Origin of the sequence: Bacteroides sp. (genome assembly GCF_028690125.1) — a bacterium.
Taxonomy (GTDB): Bacteria; Bacteroidota; Bacteroidia; order Bacteroidales; family Bacteroidaceae; genus Bacteroides.
In genome coordinates, this window is the sequence record NZ_JAQVBV010000020.1 from 23742 (window position 1) to 44762 (window position 21021).

The window sequence follows — 21021 nt, forward strand, 5'->3', positions numbered from 1 at the left end:
TTTTTCATTCATAAGTAGAAGGAGTCTTGCCAAAAGCATCCACAAAATGCTTTCTAAAGGTTGGAATATCATTATATCCTACCATTTCGGCAACTTCTTGCACGCCATATTTCTTCGTTTTCAACAAGACCGCTGCCCGGCGCATACGTACTCCCCGAATCAGTTCTATAATAGTATAATCCGTACTTTGCTTCACCTTACGATATAGTGTAGGTTGGCTCATATTCATTTCAGCAGCCAACTTCTTCACGCTGAAATCGGCTTCACAGATATTTTCTTCGACTATTTTAATAACAGAACTGATAAACGGATCTTCTACTTTCACCACTTCAGCCTCTGACTTTGCCTCATTCTGTTCTGCCACGCTATCAGTACCCGGCAATGTAAACAACCTGGTGTACGTCTGCTTCAAAGCAATCCGTCCATTAATAAGATTATGTATTTTAGCCTTCAAAATGCCGGGAGTGAACGGTTTCAGAATATAGTCATCCGCTCCCATCTCCAAGCCATGTATAATATCTTCATCTTCTACCTTTGCCGTCAGCATGATAAAAGGAATATTGCATGTTTCCAATCCTTCTTTGACTTCCCGGCAACATTCGAAACCATCTTTCACGGGCATCATTACGTCACAAATAATCAAGTCCGGTAGTTCTTTTGTAGCCATATCAATACCTTCCTGACCATTTGTCGCCATCAACAAGTTATATTCTCTACCTAATAAAACTTTTAAATAAAGACGAATATCCTTATGATCTTCCACAATTAACAATGTCTTTTTAGATCCCGTCGTTGAAGAATTCTTTGTTTCTTCAAGCATCAGGTTTTCTACAGGTAACGAAATATCCTGTTTCACTACTTCATTTGTAATTGTATCCACTGATAGCTGTTCCTTCTGAGGTTCCGGAACAACATCTTCCAAGGTATCCGGATTAACAAATACAACATTCGGATCATTTTTGAAAATATTCTTTTCTAATGGTAAGTTTACGATAACTTTGGTACCTTTCCCCTCAACACTCTCTAACGAAATAGTTCCATGGTGCATTTCAACAATATGCTGCATGAAAGTAAAACCGAGTTGTACGGATGGCACATCATTCATAAATACTTTATCTTCATGCATAAACTGCTCAGTAGTCTTTACCAACTTTTCCCCATCATCTTCGACAACTATGGTGACATAATGCAACTGTCCTTCCACCGTCTCATAAGCTATCAGTGAAACAGTTCCGGTATAATTCGTATGTGTAAAAGCATTCGACAATAGATTATGCAAAATTATTTCCAACTTTTTCTTATCCACATAAAATTCCAAATCCTTCTTAATTCGTTTTTCACAACGAAAGGTAATTGGATGAGCTTTTAAAAGCTCCCTAAAATGAACCAAATTGCTATCAATCAACTTTTCTATCTGATAAGAAGCAATTTCTAACTTTTCATTTTGATTGCCTTGTTCATAAACAGTTAGCAACTGATTGCAGACATCAAGCATTCGAAGTGAACTTCTGTAAGCCACCTGCGCACGTGAAGCAAAATGCGGAACAAGAGCTTGTTCATCCAACAAATCCTTCAACGGTGCAATTATTAAAGAAAGAGGAGTTCGTAATTCCTGAACGAACAACGTCAGCAATCTATTCCTCATAGCATCTATTTCCTGTTTCTGTTCATGTTTCATCTTTTCCAGATTCAAATTTTCTTTCAATATCATTTCGCGGTCACGAAGTACCTGCCTGCGAACATCTCTGACCTTAAGGCGGTGAAATATGAAATAAGCTAAAGCGACTATCAGCAATCCATAAGTTACAAAAGCCCATATCGTGTAGTACCATTTAGCTTTCACTATAATGGGAATTTTAATAATTCCACTTTCTTTTGCATCTGGATAAACTAATTTAACTTCTAATACATATTTTCCTGCTGGGAGCCTGTTATACCATAACCCTTCCGACAAAGGTTTCATATGCCATTCTTTATCCTTTGGAAGCAAACGATAAGCCATTTTTCTTTGCATTGTCTCATAACATAGATCTGAGAAATACAAACAGAAATCATTATTACCCGAATCAAATATTAATTCTTTCTGTTTATCTGGTGAAACTGAAAGAATGGTTTGCCCGTTCCTTTTCTCCCCCGCCATAACAACCTCACCATTCACTTCCATATCAGTCAGCTGCACCTTGTGGTTGCTAGCATTACTTTTCACTACTTCTTCTGGATCAAAATAAATCAACCCTTTAGAATCTCCCCACAGCAACTGTCCGTCATTTAAGCGACAAACAGCTACACATCCTCCCGTGGACAGATAGTTATAAAAAGAATCCCCACCATTGCGAATAGTTATGATTCCTATATTATTTCCTCCCCAAGTATTTCCAACCTGATCATCTACCATACATCCCACATGACCACAGGTTAAGCCACTACCTAACGTATATACAGATTCAAACTTCTCTTTATCTTTACCGTCAATACGAACAATAGCATTTAAATAAACAGCATATATCTGATTAGAGTTATTAACAAAAACTGTCCTCACGACCGATTCACCTAATCCATTTTCGCGTTCATAGTTGCCTTTCAGCATAAACTGCTCTCCTTGCCACTCTAACCTCTTCAAACCTTTATTGGTTCCTATCCAGATATTTCCTTCCTTATCCTCTGCAACTGACAAAACTCCCTCAATTTTCTCATTTAGCGGTTCTACCTTTTTGCATATATGCGTCACGGGATCAACCAGCATTAACCCTTGAGAAGTAGCTATCCATAAACGTTTGCGCGAGTCCATACAAAATTGGTAAATAGCAGCATTTATATATTCCCCATTCCGGGTTTGAAGTCGAAAAGATTTTTTCGTATCTGTAGCTGGATCTACTTGTGTTAATTCACCCTGATTATTTCCTAACCAGATATATTCATTTTTATCTTTATAAATATGGTAATGTCCGGAAAAGTCAGACGACTTTGTCCATGGTTCAAAACGAGTATTCATAGATAGTGCCGGAGTAACGCTCTTCATTAATTTTCCATCGTTCGTCACCAACCAGATATATCCTTTAGCATCTTCCACTATCCCATGTACTTTCGATTTAAAATCTTGCGCCACTCGGCAGTATATATTACTACCAATGTCAAATTTTACTATTCCTCCACCAGAGCCACCTGCCCAGATATTCTTTCGTGCATAGTCCAAACACACACTCATCATTCTTGTATCAATCTGTAGACCAAATCGTCCTTCATTCTGTGTCACTGCTTCGAAGGAATAGGGACTTTCGCCAAGATTTTCATTATCGAATTCTAATTTGAACAATCCATCCAAAGTAGTCAGATAATACACCTTCTTATCCTTATATGTCAAATCCGTAACATATGAACTAGTATAATCAACTTTAGCTAATGTTCCCACAGAAATCATCCGCTCCTTTCCTCTTTTAAGATCATAGCAAACCAAGTCACTCCATGATTTACAAATCCATAAATAACCGTTCAACAGAAATAACTGATTTACAACATTTCCGCTCTGTATCAATGAAGTTTTCCCCGTTGTAAGATTATAGTTTACGACCCTATTTCCATCAACCACAAAGTAAAGGTTAGTTTTATTATCTGTACACAAATTAGTTATTTCACCTTTTATCAACGGTTCTGTTTTCAACGTACATGATATAAACTCTCTCTTATCTTCTTTCAGGCGGTTAGGGATAGATGAAAATAATCCTTGAGTAGTTGCTAAAAACAAAGTCTTATCATTCCAACAAAAATCAAGGATTTCACGCATATTGATAGGTTTATCAAAGCGAAGAGGCAAATAAATCTCTCTTTCTTTATCAAAACAAGCAATTCCACCTTGAAAAAGTTGGAGATAAAACAAACCACAAGGAGACTCTTCTAAAGACTTTATAACTTGACGCAACGGAATTGAAGCGGAATCCAAACTAGTGACCAGAGGATAATTACGAAAACGGAATCCGTCATAACGGGTAATTCCTTCATCTGTTGCCAGCCATAAGAAACCTTCCTTACTAGAAAAAATATCATAAACAGTACGGTCACTTATTCCATTTTTAATAATTACTGGTTCCGGATTCCAATGAATATCTTGTGAATGTACTTTGCAAATTCCAAGCAGAACCAATATCATAAAGATTTTCTCCCTCATACCTTGCTCAATGTTCATTTATGTGCAATTATTTGTTAAAGATATAAATATCTAATTATAACAAAAGTATGTAGCTGCTTTTTTTAGGAATAATTCACAATAAAAGAACTCTGCCAATCCTCAAAAGAATCAACAGAGTTGTTAAAAATCCTCTTCTACGATATATACTTACATTATATTTCTTTCAATATAACATTCTATTTCCTAGCATTTTACCTAAAATTGTCATTATTTGTTGTTTGGTTCCTCTTTCAGACTCTTTTCGAGAATTACGAATATCTCAGAGTCATTATTATTTTATACCTATTGTTATTGTATTTATCGTATGAGTAGAATTAATTTGCAGCTTTTGAAAGAGTAAAGTTGTAAGTTCCTTTAGCTGCATCAAAATCATAGCTACCTTTGAAGCTAACCGGTACTTTCACCAAACAATTACCCTCGTCACTTACGCGGAAATAGATATAAGAGGTAGAAGTAAATACGGTACCACCTTCAGGAATTGCAGAAATTGAAGCAGCGTATCCTTTCCAAGTAAATAAGTCAGTCACACAGTCATAAGAAGTACCAACATAATATACAGAACTTTTATCGACATTAAATTTCAATGATACGCAAAGCGCGAAATTCTCCAAAAGAGCACCTGATCTTGTACGAGCTTTATATTCAGCAGTCATCATCACTGTCTTCTTATTATTTCCAGCTCCATAATAACCTTCCACATCTTCTACCTTACAGTCATATGAAGCATCACTGTTTTTATACAGTGCTTCTAAAACACCACGCATTTCTTCAGCTGTAACAGTAGGAATATTATCAGATTGTGAATCAAGAGTAGCTGCCTCAATTCCATATAAAGTTTTCATGGATTCAAAAGTAGAAGAGTTATCTTCAAAACTATCACTTTCAGTGTTTGAACATGCAGTGAAAGCTAACACAAATGCACAAGCTAAAAAGAATTTAATTGACTTCATAATATTTCCTCCTATTTTTTATTCGTTTTAATAATTTGTTTGTGAATTGTTTTATTAATTCTGCAATTCACCGATCACACTTAATTGTTTGTTTGTTTATGTTCCTCAGGAGGGAATCTTTAAAAAAAATGTTATTCGATTCGGTTTCTTTAAATCTTATTCTATTTAAGACTTCATAAACCTCGTTTTGTTTGTTTGATACAAACCTAGGGTATTTAATTCATATAAAAAAACGTTTTTGAAGAAAAAATGAATGATTTACCACTCTTTAATGAATGAAATACAACCTATTCAAGTAGCTGATCAGAATATACAAGTATTAAACACCGACCATCCGTGATTAATTCACAAGCTACGATAAAAACAACACCTATTAAAACATGAATTATACACCACCTATAATGAAAGATATACCCCACGGCTTATTAAATTCCACTGAAACCACAGAAAAGAAAGATGAATCTGCCCTTTAAAGGATATTTAGAATATCTCTACTTTTGTCCCAATCAACAAACAAAACCCATCATACGATGAAAAAGAAAAGAATCATAATCTTAAGTGTTGCGTTGTTTGCCTCCACCTTATTATATAGTCAGGTTGTTGGCATAAAAACAAATGTTGTAATGGACGCATTGAAAATTATCAATCTAGGGGCCGAAGTCGGCCTTAGTAAGAAACTAACTCTGGATTTGTATGCCAATTACAATCCCTGGAGCTATAAAGACCAGAAAATGATGAAGATGCTGGCTTTCCAGCCTGAACTTCGCTACTGGTTCTGCGATAAGTTCAACGGTCATTTCATTGGAGTACACCTTCATGGAGGTATTTACCAAGCTGCCGCTATCGATATGCCTTGGGGTATCTGGCCAGATTTGAAAGACTACCGTTTTAAAGGTCATTTCTACGGTGCAGGTGTGTCTTATGGTTACCAATGGATTCTGGGCAAACATTGGAATTTGGAAGGAAATATAGGTTTTGGTTATGCACGTGTCAAGTACGAACAATACGAATGCAAAACTTGCGGTGAAAAGAAAGGTGAAGGTTACAAGAACTATGTAGGTCCTACTAAAGCTGCCATCAGTTTAATTTATTTATTCTAATAACAAAACAAATATGAAAAAGATTCTATATATCCTTTTCTGCCTGTTGCCTGTATTGGGCGGAAAAGCGCAGACAATTTATAAAGATCAGATACGTATAGAAAAAGAGTCAGCTACACGTAGCGAAGACAATCGCCTGACGGTGAGCATGGACATCATTCTGCAACCAAATCTGAAAATGAGTTCTAACAATGTTACTACACTGACCCCATTCATCGAAGCCAACGGACAAACAAAACAACTACCTTCCATAGTAATATACGGTCGCAAAAGACAACTTATCAATCAGCGTAATCATCAAACTCCTGAATCAGCTTACACTGTTGTTCGACGTAAAGGAAAAACGGAACAGAAAGTGAATTATCTGATACAGATTCCTTATGAAGGATGGATGCGTAAGGCAAATATGAAACTGAATGTTGATGTATGTGGCTGTTGTGACATGATAGAGGAAAACAGCGGTGAAAAAATCGCGCAACTTAATATTGCTCCACTGAAGCTTCAACCGGTAGTGGCATATATCACTCCACAAGAGGAAGCGGTAAAACATCGCGCAGTGGAAGGAAGAGCTTTTTTGGATTTCCCGGTTAATAAATACATTATCTATCCGGACTATCGTCGAAATTCAGATGAACTTGCCAAAGTACGTGCAACTATAGATACTGTACGGAATGACAATAACATTAAACTTACTGGCATCAGTATCCACGGATATGCGTCTCCTGAAGGAAGTTATACACATAACACGTATTTAGCAAAGAATCGTACACAAGCACTTGTGGATTATGTGACCAGTTATTACAACTTTGACCTCAAACTTATTACTTCGGATTTTACTCCTGAAGATTGGGAAGGTTTCCGCAAGTTTGTTATTGCTTCTACAATAGATAAGAAGGATGAGATATTGAGTCTAATGGATGATGTGAATATGGATGCAGATGTAAAGGAACATAGCATAGCAAAACTGGTTGGTCCACAAGCATACCAATACCTCCTGCAAGAATGCTATCCGGCTTTACGCCACTCGGATTATGTAGTAAGTTACACAGTTCGTGGTTTCGATCTGGAAGAATCAAAGGAAATTATTAACAAACATCCGCAGCAATTAAGCCTGAAAGAGCTTTATCTTATAGCTCAAAGTTACCAAACAGGAAGCGAAGAATTCAATCATGCATTCCAAGTGGCCGCCATAATGTTTCCGAACGATCCGACTGCTAACCTGAATGCTGCCGCAGTGGAGATTCAGAAAGGCGGAGACCTAGCCATTGCCAAAAAACATCTGGCAAAAGCAGACCAAAAGGCAGCCGAAACCCTCAATAACCTAGGTATTGTCTCCATGATGGAGGACGATTTCAAAGCAGCTGAGAATTATTTCAACGCAGCAAAAGCAGCCGGTCTTACCGAACAAGCTAATGCCAACCTGAAAGAATTAGCTAAGAAACAAAATTACCCAATAAAATGAAAAGTCAAATATGATATAAATTAGAAACTTCCCCCAACCCCATATATAATAAAGATGGGATAAAAGAACGCACTACCTGTGAAGGCAGTGCGTTTTTATTCGCCAAAAGTCAGTTTTTATTCAGGCTATTGATAACCTCTTATACAAGTAAAATCATATAATTATAGGCATTTGCTATTATAAAAATCACACCTATATTATAATTTGAGAAAGATAGCTTTAATCAAGATTAGGAAATGAATCCTTTCACAAATTTCCGTCACTCTATCATAAAGTACAATATAAAGGTATAATCCTAACTATTTTCTACAGAATGAGCAAACTCACGTTTCTACATATCTATTTATTTTCTTCTTCTGGTGAAATAAAACTTTTTATTTATGCAAAACATATAATTAATTTGCATAAAACAACAAAAAACAAGCATATAAATACCCATTTTTTGAGAAAAAGCATACGGATGATGACATCATAAGATCGGTATAATGACATCATTGGATGCAAAAGGTGTAGCCATACACTACAGATAATGTCATTATCACATAATGATGACCACATTTTCTTCTTTTTCTTCAGATTATTCTCTATTTCAGCAACTTTCACAAACAAGACTAAATAAATAAAAGGAAATTATATTTCACGTAAAAGTATTTTTTTGAAAATTAATTCAGTGATATTACATCCAAATGTTATTGTTTTAGTCATATTTAAAAATCCACAGGAGAGACAAATAGCCGATAAAGGAGAAATTAATATCATTCTTTGCATAAGAGACAAAATAAAGGATTCCAGATACTACTCAAAATACAATTTGTCAAAAAGAAAATGGATAAATACATATACATAATTGATAATTATACCACAATTTATATGTTATTTAAAATTTCAAAGGATAATCTTACACACAAAGGGGCACATATAAACTTCTAAAATTTAAGCCATCTAATGAGAGACACTCGTAAATCATTCAAAAGACAAGAGAATCCCTTGATATCAAAAGAGAAATTAAGATTATTCCATTAAACAGAAAAAAAATAGTAAAAATTACGAGGAAAATAACAGTGTTAAATTACAATCAAAGATGGTAAAACATTCAACATAAGCGCTATTCTATTCACAATCCGAATGAAACACCCACCTAAAACAGCAATATTGAAAGTTTGTAGAAATCACCATGAAAATTGAAAAAAACGCCAATCTACGATTCTATAATTACCCCATATCTTTGCAATGTCAATAAGGAACAAATGAGTTCCTGAGAACTGAAAACAAAACAATTAAATAATAGTAAAAAAACAAATAAACAAACATTGCCAATCAAAAAGGAAGTAACAATTAAACTCTTGCGGAAGCTACTCTCTTCCTTATTTATATATAAGGACTTCCGAAGTTCCTCCCCGGAACTAGAACCCCAAAGATGAAACAAGTTCTCACATTATTATTAATTCCAATTCATAATAATGATTCCCTCTCAGAAAGAAAAAATAAAAATTTTTAGAAAGAAAAAAAATAAAATAATTATCATTCAAAAAAAACATCAAATTATGAAACTTAAAAGTTTATTTTTAGTAGGTATCGCTGCGTTTGCTATGACATCTTGCAGTAATGAAGTTGAAGGTATTGACAATAGCGATAACGGTACAAAAGACGCTATTATGCAATTCGGTATTTCATTTGCTAATTCTTCAAACATAGGAGAAAGAGACGCAACTGCCGGAGGAGAAGATAAAGGCACTGCATCAGAACAAAATTTTTCAGATGCAACCATTGTCATAGAACAAAACGGTAAAAAAAACATTGTGAATGTTCTTAAAAATGATTTCGAATCACAAACTAGTACAACTACTACAATCCTATGGCTAAAAGAAAAAATAGCTGTAAATCCAGGAGCTGCAAACGTTTGGGTATTTTTGAATGCTTCTTCAGCACTGAAAACAGCTTTAGCAACACCAAATGCTGATTACAAAGCTTTAAAAGAAACTGCTTCATTCACTGGAAACATTAAAGCATTAGAAGCAGAAGCAGGAATCGCAGAAGAAAACCACTTTTTAATGAGCAATGCAAGTGGTGACGCCAAAGAAGCAGTTTTCACAGCAAACATAACTAATCCTTTGACAGTAGATGTTAGCCGTGTAGCTTCTAAGTTGGAAGAAACCACACTTTTGAACAACAGCTACTCAGTAACAGATGATGCTGAGAATTTAGCTAATGTTGAATTAACAGTTAAATTAACAGATTTTGCATATGCAGGTTTGCAACAAGAAGTTTCAGTACTTAAAGGTGGTACAGTAACATCTAATTTATTTGCTCCATACAATACAACAGCAGTAGATGGTTTTATTTTCCAAAAATTTGCAGCTCAAATGAGTAACGATGTTAAAACAGGCTCTGTAAACAATTACTGTATGGAAAATTTAACCGGAACATCAAATGAAACATATACCAACGTTATTTATAAAGGTCAAATCAGTGTGGATGGTGCAACAGGAACACTCTACATTACATCTGATAACAAAGCTTTCAAAAGTGTAAAAGCAATGAAAGAAGCTGGTTACAATTTTGAAGGATTAACAGAGGAGACTACTATTGAAGATTGTTGGAATAACTATGCCTTGAGAAAATACGACGGTGGTGTATGTTATTATGTAGCACCAATTGAAACAGCAAATACAGGTAAGCAGATTGTACGTAACAATATCTACCGTCTAAATGTTAAATCTATCAAAGGAATCGGTTCTGTTCTTCCTAAAGAATTCTCAGATCCTACATTATTAGATTTAACAGTAGGAATTCAACCTTGGAGCGTAAACGAAAACGCATTTGAACTCTAACTGCATCCCACACAGACAAACTTTTAAAAAGAGGGAAGGGATCTTCCCTCCCTCTTTACTCAAAACTTTGCCAAACAAAGCAAAACAAGAATTTCAACAGAAAATAATAAAAAGCATGAAACGTATATTCACTAACATACAAAAGGAAGCAAGTAGAATACTGCTACTCACAGTATTGGCTGGTACAATCGCATCTTGTGATTCTGTCCTCAATTTTGAGGAAGGCGATTGTGACATCAAATACCGGGTAAAGTTCAAGTATGACTACAATATGGAGAAAGTAGACGCTTTCGCACAAAATGTAAAGTCAGTGACGCTTTATGCTTTTGATGACAATGGTAAATTCGTATACCAGAAAACTGACCAAGGTGAGCCGTTAGCAGATGGTAGCTACTTTATGGATGTAGATATCGATCCACAAAAATATCATTTGGTCACTTGGGCAGGGCTCGACAATGAATCATTTGCAGTCCCCGTGATGAACGGTCAATCTAAAGTAAATGACCTCACTGTCCTGACACTCCGCGATCCAGCGACACGCTCTACGGAAGGTGAAGAAAATAAATATATTGTAAAGAAAAACCTCTCTCCATTGTGGCACGGTGAAGCTATTGAAGGAAAGAGCGTACTATACACCACACCCGCTACAGGAAATAGCATTCGCGAAGAAGTCACAACTATCGGACTGGTGAAAAACACTAATAATATACGTATTATAATTGCACAGGTAAATCAACATCCGGAAAAACAAATTCCAGCAACACGGGCTATCAAAGATGATATGTTCACTTACTCTATCTACGATGACAATGGAAAAATGAATTATGATAACTCCCTGATGGAAGACAACCTACTGACTTACCAACCATTCGTTACAGAGACTAGTAAAGTAACCACTCGTGCCTTTAGTAACGAGGATGAACCTGCTAACACATATTCAGCAGCTGTAGCAGAAATTAGTGTAGCAAGACTTGTAGAAACTCAAAACCCATTATTGAAAATCTATAATAAAGAGAACAATACAGAATTACTTCCTAATGGATCCCTCATCCGTTATCTTGGGTTGTTAAAAGAGCAGAATTTAATAAATATGCCTCTACAAGAATATCTCGACCGCGAAAGTAGTTTCGGAATGATTTTTTTCGTAGATGAAAACTTGACGTTGCTCAACACAGTAATTCAGATTAATGACTGGATCATAAACATCAACGATTTTGAACTCTAAATAAACAAAAGAATGAGACTTTCAAAAATAACATACTATCTTTTATTTACGTTGGTATCAGTTACGAGCTTGTCTGGATGTTCACAAGATGAGTATGCGGAAAAGCAGGTTGTGGAACAACCCAAAATAGAAGCTCAACTAATATTATCTGTTAGCACTCCTCTAAAAGGTATACGTGCCCCAGAAACGACACTGACGGGGAAGACCACAGAGAATGAATGTCATAAACTTACTTTGTTTATAATGAACGCTGATGGAAGTAGTATTCAGGACTATTCTATCGAAGGAGAAAGTCTACAAAATAAAAGTTTGTTTTTCAATGTCACCACAGAGCAAGGTCAGAAAAAAGCTTTTGTCGCTGTAAATATGACAGACGCTCAAATCACAAAGATAAAACAAGCAACAGATCACAATCCAGCTTATACTATAGATAATATTACGGATATCACTACAGAGAATAACTTTCTAATGACAGGACAAGTTGTAACAGAAAGTGGTAGTGGAATAATAAATATCGAGGCAGAGAAAACAACAAAAGTTAAAGCAACCCTGGCACGTGTCATGTCTAAAGTACTGCTGACGTGTACTACACAGGATAATAATGAGGAATATGTAAAACTAGCACAAGACAATGGTTATATACGATTGAATAATGTGCATTATATATTGGACACCACCAACAAAAAGTTTTTCCCATTTGCTAAACCAAATAATGAAGATCCTAATTTCAACATGAGTGAAACGTTGAAAACCAATTATGCTGATAATTTTTTTGCTGCACCCTTCAACAATACACCAGAAAGTGGAGAAACTGCTGTAAAATATGATGCAAGTAGAATGCAAGAAGGTGAATACCAATATACAGAAGGTGTCTATTGTCTCGAAAATACGATCAATATAGACTTGCAAGATGTAAACCGTGCAAAAAATGTAGCTACTTATTTAACTATAAATGCTAAATTTACTCCTAAAAACATTGATGGAACGAAGAATTTATCAGAAAGTGATGCCAATAACAAACTAACAAAAGGAACTTTCTATACTTGTAAAAAAGCTCCGGCAGATGCAAAAGATATGTGCTATAGTACCATACAAAAAGGAATTGATTATTTAAAAACAAACTATAATACTAATACCACCAACAGTGATTTTACTATCCATACAGGTGGATGGCAATATTACGAGACATTTGTTAATTCACCAACAATTTTCAGTGAAAATGCCGGGCTGGTACGCAATAACTATTACATCATTAATATTACTTCATTCACTGCTCCGTTAATAGAGAAAACAATAGAAGTAAATACCACTATATGTCCTTGGAATATCAAAGGAAAAACCACTATTGATATTGAAACAGGAAACAATAAATAATGGAGAAAAGAAAATGAAACAAATAAAATATACCATATTCAGTTTACTGATTCTGACAACGACTATTTTCAGTGGTTGCGACAGCATATTAGAGGATGAATATACCATCTCTAATGAACAACAACAGATAGAAGTAAGATTTGCAAAATTTTCTATGGACGGTACTTCTTCTACACCTGCATCTGGAACTTTAATTTTCTGGAAAAAAAACCTCAATGACTTCTTTCAATCTCCAATAGATGATTTGAATGAATACAGTAAAAACAAATACAATACCGGAGAATTTTATCCATATGATAATGCTATGGTGTATGCTACGGGATACTCGCCTACAGATATACAAACCAGTAGCGACTATCAAACATTAACTTTATCAATAGCAAATTCAGGAATCGCTGATGTTTGTGTAGCAGAAAAAGTTATCGGTGGCAACCAAAATGCTCCATTCAGCGAAACTATGAATTTTGAACACACGCTAACTAAGGTGTTTTTCACGGTTGAGCGTGACCAAACAATGGTAGGAAATCGTGATGTGAGAAACATTACCATCACCATCCCAAAGAGCTATTTACCTGTAGAATGGAATTATAACTTCGATGAAAATAAATACAAGATAAATTCCGAAAAAACAGCAAATAGCAATTTAAAATTTATACATCCCGATATTATCAGTGGTACTAACACTGACGAATTAGGAACAGCTTATCTGATGTTGCCTATGATCAATTCGGGAATATTAAAAAACTTACGTCTGACTGCGGACATTCTGCTAACCGGTAGTCATGAGATTGAAAGAACAATTGATAATACATTGAATATACAGTTGTATGATAATGATAATATAACCAAAGTTACAAATGCAAAACCGGGTGAAGCGTATGAAGTATGCATTCGTTTCCAACAAAACTCTTTCACACTTATTGCCCGTCAATTAGACAACTGGGAACAAGGAGGATTAATCTATGTACCGATTAAACCGTAAAAGAAAACAATCAAAACAACGAATAATAACTGATAGTAAAATGAAAAAGAACCTAATATACACTATAATCTCAACGGCAGCACTTCTTCTTGCTACTTCATGTACCACAGATGAAACAGCCGAACAAGTAACAGGTAATGGTGCATTCCAATTATCTTCGGATAAAGGGAAGTTTACCCGTGCAGCGAATACGGAATCTACTTTTTCGAAAAAAACTGCCTATCAGATTTATGCAATAGATGCAACAAACAGTGATTTCAGATATAACTATTTAACAAATCCTGCCAGTTCGGATGCTATTACAGGAATAGAATCTGAAGATCATCAAAACATTGAAGGTATCGAAATCAATAAATTTAATGGCAAAACATTGAGTTTCTATGCTGTAACAAATAGTACAGAAGAACCGGTAGAAATAATTCCCAATGGAAAGTCTGCTCCAACATGCTACATTAAGTACAAAGATGCAACTACTCCGCTAACCGATGTTATGTGGGCAAAAAAAGAGAACCAAAGTTATCTGAACTCTGGCATTATTAAACTTTTGTTCGGACATACTCTAGCTAAATTGAATCTGTATGTAATGAAAAACTCCGAATATGAAAAGACTACTGTCAGTTTGAATAGCATATCTATAAAAGATTATCCGGATGGTTCTTTGAATATGCAAACCGGTAAATACAATTTAGTAAATACTGATAAAAGGAGCCAAGAATGTACTGTTTATTCAGAAGGGAATCAAGAGGTTACTACTAAAGCAGCAGTAGTCGAGAAAAATAATGTAGTAATAACTCCTATGCTTTTTCCTACAAGAAAAGAAAACTTACAGGAAACTGATAGAACTAATCATTCCACGCATATAAAAGTAGCAGTAACCATTGATGGACAATCTACTACAAAAGAAATTGAAATCACTTCTATATTGGCTGAAAATACAGGAAACAATCCTACAACAAAAGAAATTCCATTCGAATTTAAGAGTAATCATGAATATGATATGGTTATCACTATCACAAAGAGCTCATTGGTTGTAACTATAGTCCCAAGGCTTTATGACTGGATTCCGGATGAGGAATTAAAAGAAGAGGATGAAGTGAACGGTTCTATGACCATCAGTGGTATTACATGGATGGACCGTAACCTAGGAGCTACCAGCGGAGACCCACTAGCGGGAGATCAGGCTTGGGAAAATAGCCGTGGATATTATTATCAATTCGGAAGAAATATACCATACTATATAAATACAGCTCAAGATGATAACGGGATAATATATGCACTATCAAACGGTAATTGGCATCTACAAGAATCAATGCCATACCCACATGTGCCAGGATATATGTCTGAAAAGCCAAGAACCAGTAACCAGAGTATGGCCAGAAATCCTAGTGACAAAAATCTATATTTCAATTTTTGTTATGGTAGTAACAACTGGAGTAGCAGTTACAATTGGAATGATAACAAGGCCCAACCTTGTCCTAAAGGATGGCGTATACCGACGAGCAATGAATTCCAGCTGATTATTCCTGCTACAGAAAAGGCTGGAGATATTCCATTTTTGAAAAGTCATCCATCTGAAACTTATATTGAAAAGGAAAATAATGACCCGGAAACAGGTTCCAGCTCTACATATGTAGGCGTCAAAAAAAACACATGGACAGAAACAACTGTAGGTATCACCAACTCTATTTATGCTTTAAAAAGAGAAGGTACAGATAATGCATACTTTTTGAGATGGCATATAGAAAAAAGTGGTAAATATAAATTAGTTAATAAATGTACTACTTCCGACAAAGGAGATCCATACCGTAATGTATTAGTAATATCGAGATATCCAGCAACCAAAAGTAGTACCTTAACTACAGGGAATGTAAAATATGTTGCAAAATGGAGCCATCCGGTAGAACAAATTAAATTACCTATTTCCGGATATATACATATCGGACCAGAGCATGCAATATCAGGGAACACCAATTATCCGGCTTTAATTTATAGTGGTTCTGAAGCTGTATATTGGACAAGTACCACCAATAGTTACCAGGCCTATACAGTTCGTATGAAATTTGCAGGCGATGCCGCTTCGAATCAAATCATGATGTATAAAAACGAAATCCGTAATAACGGGTGTCTGATACGTTGTGTTCGTGATACTAAAGCTAACGATTAATAAAAACGAACAAGAAATTAAAAGTTATGAAATCAACCTATAAAAACATATTACTTTTTACCATAGCAATAATTTCCCTTATAGCATGTGAGAAAGATGAGATACAGCAAGTATCAAATAAAGATACAGTTGCAGTTATACCCGAGTTATCTGGAATGTATACAGCTTCTCCGGGTAACTGGACTAATAACGTACGTGCTGTTCACCCCGGTCTGACTAAAATTATCAACCTACCGGAAGGAACGACTTTGAGATTGATTGCAAAAGGTACCATAACTGCAACTCAAGATTATGTAGTCCGTACGTCAGATGGAGGATCCCAGTCCCTTTATCCCTGCAAAGTAGACAATAATACGGGAGCTATTATAGATGAAAGTAAAACTCCTCTTTATCTTTCTCCAGGAGATTATACATTCAGCGCAATATCTCCGGCACACAAATATAATAATGGAATCACCATAAATAATGGCGAATCTGTAATAGCGAATAATAGTCACTGGGACCAAACAGCACCGACTAAAATCACTATTGGAAAGGATGACGTAAGTAAAGTTATCCCTTTAAATCCATTAATGCAACTTACAGCTCGCATGACTTTCACGCTGAAAGGAGATATAGCAAACGGTGTATCATCTCTATCGGTAATGCAAGATGGAATTGAAATAGACAGAATAAGAGAGAAACCTGCTGAATTAACAAATGTAGGAGACTCTATTAAAGCTGAAATTGTAGCTAATTACAATCGTATCTATATCAAAGAACAAGATATCACAGTACAAGAAGATCGTAGTTTAAGAGCTGAAATTTGTCTTTTGCCAATAGATAATCGGGCAACGCCAATGACAATCATTATGAACTTAATGGTGAACGGAGTACCAACACAGTTTACTTATTCTATCGTCAATAAAATACTCTATGCGGGATACTCATATGACTATACTGTAAATGTGAAAATCAAAGATAATATCTCCGTAGCAAACTGGCAAGAGACTTCATGGTCCACAGAAGTCAGCGGAGAATAACAGATAAAACGAATAAAACCAATGATTATGAAAGCTTATAAATATATATTCCTGTTAAGTTGTTTATGGCTGGCAGCTTGTACTCAGAACAATGAATGGATTGGCGAGAATATAGATGCCGAAACTTCTTCAGAAGGAATCGTACACTTAAATTTGCAAAGTGCAGAAATAAGCGTGGACACTCGTTCTATTACTCCACAAGATCCGATGACAGATAATCCGATATATGATCTCTGTCTATTACATTACAATTTTGAAGGACAACTTATCGCTAAAGATACAAAATACCAAGTTTTCGGTACGGATGCACCTCAACTTGGCTATCAATGGAGTCCCACTTTAACAATTGATCCACAGAATAGAACAGAGACCCTTTGTCTTGTAGCAAATATGGATGGAAACCATCCAACTTGGCCTAGCCGGTTGGCAGACTTAAAAGAGATGACTGTAGATTTACAATTTAATAGCAGTAATGGTCTGATTTCCAACAAAAAGATGTATATGTTTGGTTATTATGAGGGGGCTATCCAATCAAACAAAAGTATCAATATTATGCTAGGACGCATGACAGCAGCTGTTAAATTTGTAATTTCAGCAAAAGATGCAAGTTCGAGCATTAACTATCAAATTAAAAGCATAGAGATAGTAAAAGCTGCTGTAAAGAGTTATTTTTTTCCACATAATTCAACCAATAATATTTTTGGAAGTACATTCAAAGAGTCATTTAATCCATCCGATTTTCAAATTGCCAATGCTTCAACTGAATTTTCTTACTACTATCAGATTGGAGAAAACATATCACCTAGCAGTACCAATCATACGCAAGTTGTGATAACGGCAAATAGAGGTAGTAAGTCTACCTGGACAACAAAAAGATATACAGTAGATCTAGGTTGTGATCGGCCTGAAGTTCCCAATCGAAACTATTCACTATATCGCAATAATAACTATACTTTTAATATAGTCTTGAATAATTAATTTAATACCAAAATATTATGAGAACAAATGACATCCTACAATTAGAATCATCAGATATGCGCCAAGCCTATCTATTTGAAGAGAACGGACACTGGTATGCTTACGAGCATTCTGCTAATAGGATTGAGAAATTTGTGAAAGGTTTTGTAGACTTCAAGCATAAAGTGCAAGATGTCTGCGGACGAATGAAAGTAGAAATCGACCTCGGTATTCTGGAGAGATGCTCCATTACATTGTGCGAAGATTCATTGCTTGTACTTGATTGCCCAAGCAGCAACTAAAAATATTTAATGGTGTGTAATCTCCGTAAGCGTACGGATCACGACCCCCATATAAATTAGATTTACACAAAATTGTTTGTTTTGTTTGTGTTCCTCATTCCACTCAGATATCGCCTGTGAAGGTAATCCTGAGTGGATGGGGATTTTTATGTGTATTCCGAATACTAGCTGCCTTTTTTATATGGATATTTATGCTTTATAACTTTACTCGCATTTCTCTTGTTTTTTCAATAGAATAAGTTACTTTTGTATAATATGCATGATTCATTAACACAATAACATTATGAGCCACACAATTTTTCTCATCATTGCTCTTGTAACAACAGGCATATTCGCCATCCAATTTATCCTGTCGATCTTCTTTGGAGATATGGACGCAGATGTAAACGTGGATGTGGATATCAGTAGCGTTGTTTCATTCAAAGGACTCACCCACTTCGGAATCGGTTTCGGCTGGTATATGTACCTTGCCGGAAACACTGAAATCCAGAGTTTCGTCATCGCTATCCTTATTGGTCTATTTTTCATTTTTGCTGTTTGGTTCCTCTATAAAAAGGCATATCAACTACAGCAAATCAACCGTTCGGAACAAACGGAGCAACTAGTGGGACGGGAATGCACAATCTATTTTAAACAAAACGAAAATAAATATACTGTACAGACTAGCCGAGACGGTGCCATACGCGAAGTAGACGTGATATCCGAATCGGGGAAAGCCTATCGGACAGGAGACAGAACTATTATCAGCAATTATAAAAATGGAATATTATATATTCAATAAAATAACCAATTAAAACACACTATTTATGACACAAGAAATGCTCATTATGGCTGCTATATTAGTAGCGGTTATCCTGCTCACTTTCATCGGTATCCTATCGCGCTACCGTAAATGTAAGAGTGACGAAGTCCTCGTTGTATATGGTAAGACAGGCGGGGATAAAAAGTCTGCCAAATTATATCACGGAGGTGCTGCCTTCGTATGGCCAATCATTCAGGGATATGAGTTTCTGTCAATGAAGCCAATGCAGATTGAATGTAAACTAACCGGAGCTCTTTCCGCTCAAAATATTCGTGTGGATGTTCCTACCACTATTACTGTTGCTATCAGTACCGATGGCGAAGTGATGCAAAATGCAGCCGAACGTATGTTGGGGTTAAACATGGACGATAAGCAAAACTTGATTACTGATGTCGTATATGGTCAGATGCGTATGGTAATTGCCGACATGACGATTGAAGAATTAAATTCCGACCGTGATAAGTTTCTTGCCAAAGTAAAGGATAATATCGATACGGAACTCCGCAAATTCGGTCTTTACTTAATGAATATCAATATCAGTGATATTCGTGATGCTGCCAATTATATTGTAAACTTAGGTAAAGAAGCTGAAAGCAAGGCATTGAACGAAGCACAAGCCAATATTGAAGAACAAGAAAAACTGGGTGCTATCAAAATTGCCAATCAAATTAAAGAACGTGAAACGAAAGTTGCCGAAACCCGAAAAGATCAAGACATTGCTATAGCTGAAACGAAAAAACTACAGGAAATCTCTGTTGCCAATGCAGATAAAGATAGAATCTCGCAAGTAGCTATCGCAAATGCAGAAAAAGAATCACAAGTAGCAAAAGCAGAAGCAGAAAAAAATATTCGTATCGAACAAGCTAACACTGAAAAGGAAAGTCGTATTGCCGAATTGAACTCTGACATGGAAATCAAGCAAGCAGAAGCCGGCAAAAAGGCTGCTATCGGGCGAAATGAAGCGCAAAAAGAAGTTGCTTTATCTAACTCCGAATTAGCAGTGACTCAAGCTAATGCCGATAAACAGGCAGGTGAAGCAGCTGCAAAATCAGAAGCTGCCGTACAGACTGCACGAGAAATCGCTCAGAAAGAAGTGGAAGAAGCAAAAGCTCGCAAAGTGGAATCATCTTTGAAAGCTGAAAAGATCGTTCCGGCAGAAATAGCTCGTCAGGAAGCTATTCTTCAGGCAAATGCTATTGCCGAAAAAATTACCCGTGAAGCAGAAGCACGTGCAAAGGCAACTTTAGCACAAGCGGAAGCGGAAGCAAAAGCGATCCAATTGAAACTGGAAGCAGAAGCAGAAGGTAAGAAGAGATCATTACTCGCTGAAGCGGAAGGATTCGAAGCTATGGTAAAAGCTGCCGAATCAAATCCTGCTATCGCTATTCAATACAAGATGGTAGATCAGTGGAAGGAGATTGCCGGTGAACAAGTGAAGGCATTTGAACACATGAATTTAGGAAATATCACTGTGTTCGATGGTGGAAATGGAGGGACAAGTAACTTCCTGAATACGTTGGTGAAGACTGTGGCTCCGAGTCTCGGAATACTCGACAAGTTACCAATTGGCGAAACAGTGAAAGGGATTATAAATCCGGAAAATAAAAACGAAGAGAAGAAAGAAATAAAAGACGAAAAGCAACATAAAAAGTAAGGTTACAATTACG

General features: G+C 36.0%; 14 protein-coding genes. 12 read left to right on the top strand and 2 right to left on the bottom strand.

All coding sequences use genetic code 11. The features are described 5' to 3' along the window. Nucleotides 1-4 precede the first annotated feature (4 nt). Both PHO71_RS13850 and PHO71_RS13855 read right to left on the bottom strand, forming a co-directional pair. Nucleotides 5-4180 (bottom strand): response regulator, encoded by a 4176-nt coding sequence (locus PHO71_RS13850; RefSeq protein WP_300204318.1) that lies wholly within the window; start codon nt 4178-4180, stop codon nt 5-7. Nucleotides 4181-4497: 317 nt separating this feature from the next. After that, nucleotides 4498-5133 carry a DUF5033 domain-containing protein gene (locus PHO71_RS13855; protein ID WP_300204321.1) on the bottom strand — a complete coding sequence of 212 codons (636 nt, stop codon included), beginning with the start codon at nt 5131-5133 and terminating at the stop codon, nt 4498-4500. 530 nt (nt 5134-5663) lie between these two features. Between PHO71_RS13855 and PHO71_RS13860 the strand changes: the two genes are divergently transcribed. The 12 genes from PHO71_RS13860 to PHO71_RS13915 all read left to right on the top strand — a co-directional run bounded on the left by PHO71_RS13860 (nt 5664) and on the right by PHO71_RS13915 (nt 21008). Beyond that, nucleotides 5664-6233 (top strand): DUF3575 domain-containing protein, encoded by a 570-nt coding sequence (locus tag PHO71_RS13860; protein ID WP_300204323.1) that lies wholly within the window; start codon nt 5664-5666, stop codon nt 6231-6233. 13 nt (nt 6234-6246) lie between these two features. Then, nucleotides 6247-7695 carry a DUF3868 domain-containing protein gene (locus PHO71_RS13865; RefSeq protein ID WP_300204326.1) on the top strand — a complete coding sequence of 483 codons (1449 nt, stop codon included), beginning with the start codon at nt 6247-6249 and terminating at the stop codon, nt 7693-7695. A 1460-nt stretch (nt 7696-9155) separates the two neighbouring features. Next, nucleotides 9156-10526, top strand: coding sequence for an Mfa1 family fimbria major subunit (locus PHO71_RS13870; protein WP_300204328.1), 1371 nt, complete (start codon nt 9156-9158; stop codon nt 10524-10526). A 115-nt stretch (nt 10527-10641) separates the two neighbouring features. Next, nucleotides 10642-11751, top strand: coding sequence for a FimB/Mfa2 family fimbrial subunit (locus tag PHO71_RS13875; RefSeq protein ID WP_300204331.1), 1110 nt, complete (start codon nt 10642-10644; stop codon nt 11749-11751). 12 nt (nt 11752-11763) lie between these two features. Next, nucleotides 11764-13125: an Mfa1 family fimbria major subunit gene (locus PHO71_RS13880; protein ID WP_300204334.1), complete on the top strand. Its 1362-nt coding sequence runs from the start codon at nt 11764-11766 to the stop codon at nt 13123-13125. Between the two features lie 13 nt (nt 13126-13138). Further along, nucleotides 13139-14107 carry a hypothetical protein gene (locus tag PHO71_RS13885; RefSeq protein WP_300204336.1) on the top strand — a complete coding sequence of 323 codons (969 nt, stop codon included), beginning with the start codon at nt 13139-13141 and terminating at the stop codon, nt 14105-14107. A 40-nt stretch (nt 14108-14147) separates the two neighbouring features. Continuing rightward, nucleotides 14148-16271, top strand: a complete 2124-nt coding sequence (locus tag PHO71_RS13890) for a hypothetical protein (protein WP_300204339.1) — start codon at nt 14148-14150, stop codon at nt 16269-16271. Between the two features lie 26 nt (nt 16272-16297). Continuing rightward, on the top strand, nt 16298-17293 hold the full coding sequence (locus tag PHO71_RS13895) for a BF2992 family fimbrillin-A clan protein (protein WP_300204342.1): 996 nt from the start codon (nt 16298-16300) through the stop codon (nt 17291-17293). A 27-nt stretch (nt 17294-17320) separates the two neighbouring features. After that, on the top strand, nt 17321-18271 hold the full coding sequence (locus tag PHO71_RS13900) for a DUF4906 domain-containing protein (protein ID WP_300204344.1): 951 nt from the start codon (nt 17321-17323) through the stop codon (nt 18269-18271). A gap of 17 nt (nt 18272-18288) precedes the next feature. Then, nucleotides 18289-18552: a hypothetical protein gene (locus PHO71_RS13905; RefSeq protein ID WP_300204347.1), complete on the top strand. Its 264-nt coding sequence runs from the start codon at nt 18289-18291 to the stop codon at nt 18550-18552. A gap of 283 nt (nt 18553-18835) precedes the next feature. Then, the gene (locus PHO71_RS13910; protein WP_300204349.1) at nt 18836-19333 is read left to right on the top strand and encodes a hypothetical protein; all 498 of its coding nucleotides are present in this window, start codon (nt 18836-18838) and stop codon (nt 19331-19333) included. 25 nt (nt 19334-19358) lie between these two features. After that, entirely contained in the window at nt 19359-21008 is a 1650-nt protein-coding gene (locus PHO71_RS13915) for a flotillin family protein (RefSeq protein WP_300204352.1), read from the top strand. Nucleotides 21009-21021 lie beyond the last annotated feature (13 nt).

Excerpts from the sequence above, each read along its gene's own strand:
- PHO71_RS13915 (WP_300204352.1), top strand. The coding sequence starts at position 19,359 with ATGACACAAGAAATGCTCATTATGGCTGCTATATTAGTAGCGGTTATC.
- PHO71_RS13860 (WP_300204323.1), top strand. The coding sequence starts at position 5,664 with ATGAAAAAGAAAAGAATCATAATCTTAAGTGTTGCGTTGTTTGCCTCC.
- PHO71_RS13880 (WP_300204334.1), top strand. The coding sequence starts at position 11,764 with ATGAGACTTTCAAAAATAACATACTATCTTTTATTTACGTTGGTATCA.
- PHO71_RS13905 (WP_300204347.1), top strand. The coding sequence starts at position 18,289 with ATGAGAACAAATGACATCCTACAATTAGAATCATCAGATATGCGCCAA.
- PHO71_RS13900 (WP_300204344.1), top strand. The coding sequence starts at position 17,321 with ATGAAAGCTTATAAATATATATTCCTGTTAAGTTGTTTATGGCTGGCA.
- PHO71_RS13855 (WP_300204321.1), bottom strand. The coding sequence starts at position 5,133 with ATGAAGTCAATTAAATTCTTTTTAGCTTGTGCATTTGTGTTAGCTTTC.
- PHO71_RS13910 (WP_300204349.1), top strand. The coding sequence starts at position 18,836 with ATGAGCCACACAATTTTTCTCATCATTGCTCTTGTAACAACAGGCATA.
- PHO71_RS13875 (WP_300204331.1), top strand. The coding sequence starts at position 10,642 with ATGAAACGTATATTCACTAACATACAAAAGGAAGCAAGTAGAATACTG.
- PHO71_RS13890 (WP_300204339.1), top strand. The coding sequence starts at position 14,148 with ATGAAAAAGAACCTAATATACACTATAATCTCAACGGCAGCACTTCTT.
- PHO71_RS13870 (WP_300204328.1), top strand. The coding sequence starts at position 9,156 with ATGATTCCCTCTCAGAAAGAAAAAATAAAAATTTTTAGAAAGAAAAAA.
- PHO71_RS13895 (WP_300204342.1), top strand. The coding sequence starts at position 16,298 with ATGAAATCAACCTATAAAAACATATTACTTTTTACCATAGCAATAATT.
- PHO71_RS13865 (WP_300204326.1), top strand. The coding sequence starts at position 6,247 with ATGAAAAAGATTCTATATATCCTTTTCTGCCTGTTGCCTGTATTGGGC.
- PHO71_RS13850 (WP_300204318.1), bottom strand. The coding sequence starts at position 4,180 with ATGAACATTGAGCAAGGTATGAGGGAGAAAATCTTTATGATATTGGTT.
- PHO71_RS13885 (WP_300204336.1), top strand. The coding sequence starts at position 13,139 with ATGAAACAAATAAAATATACCATATTCAGTTTACTGATTCTGACAACG.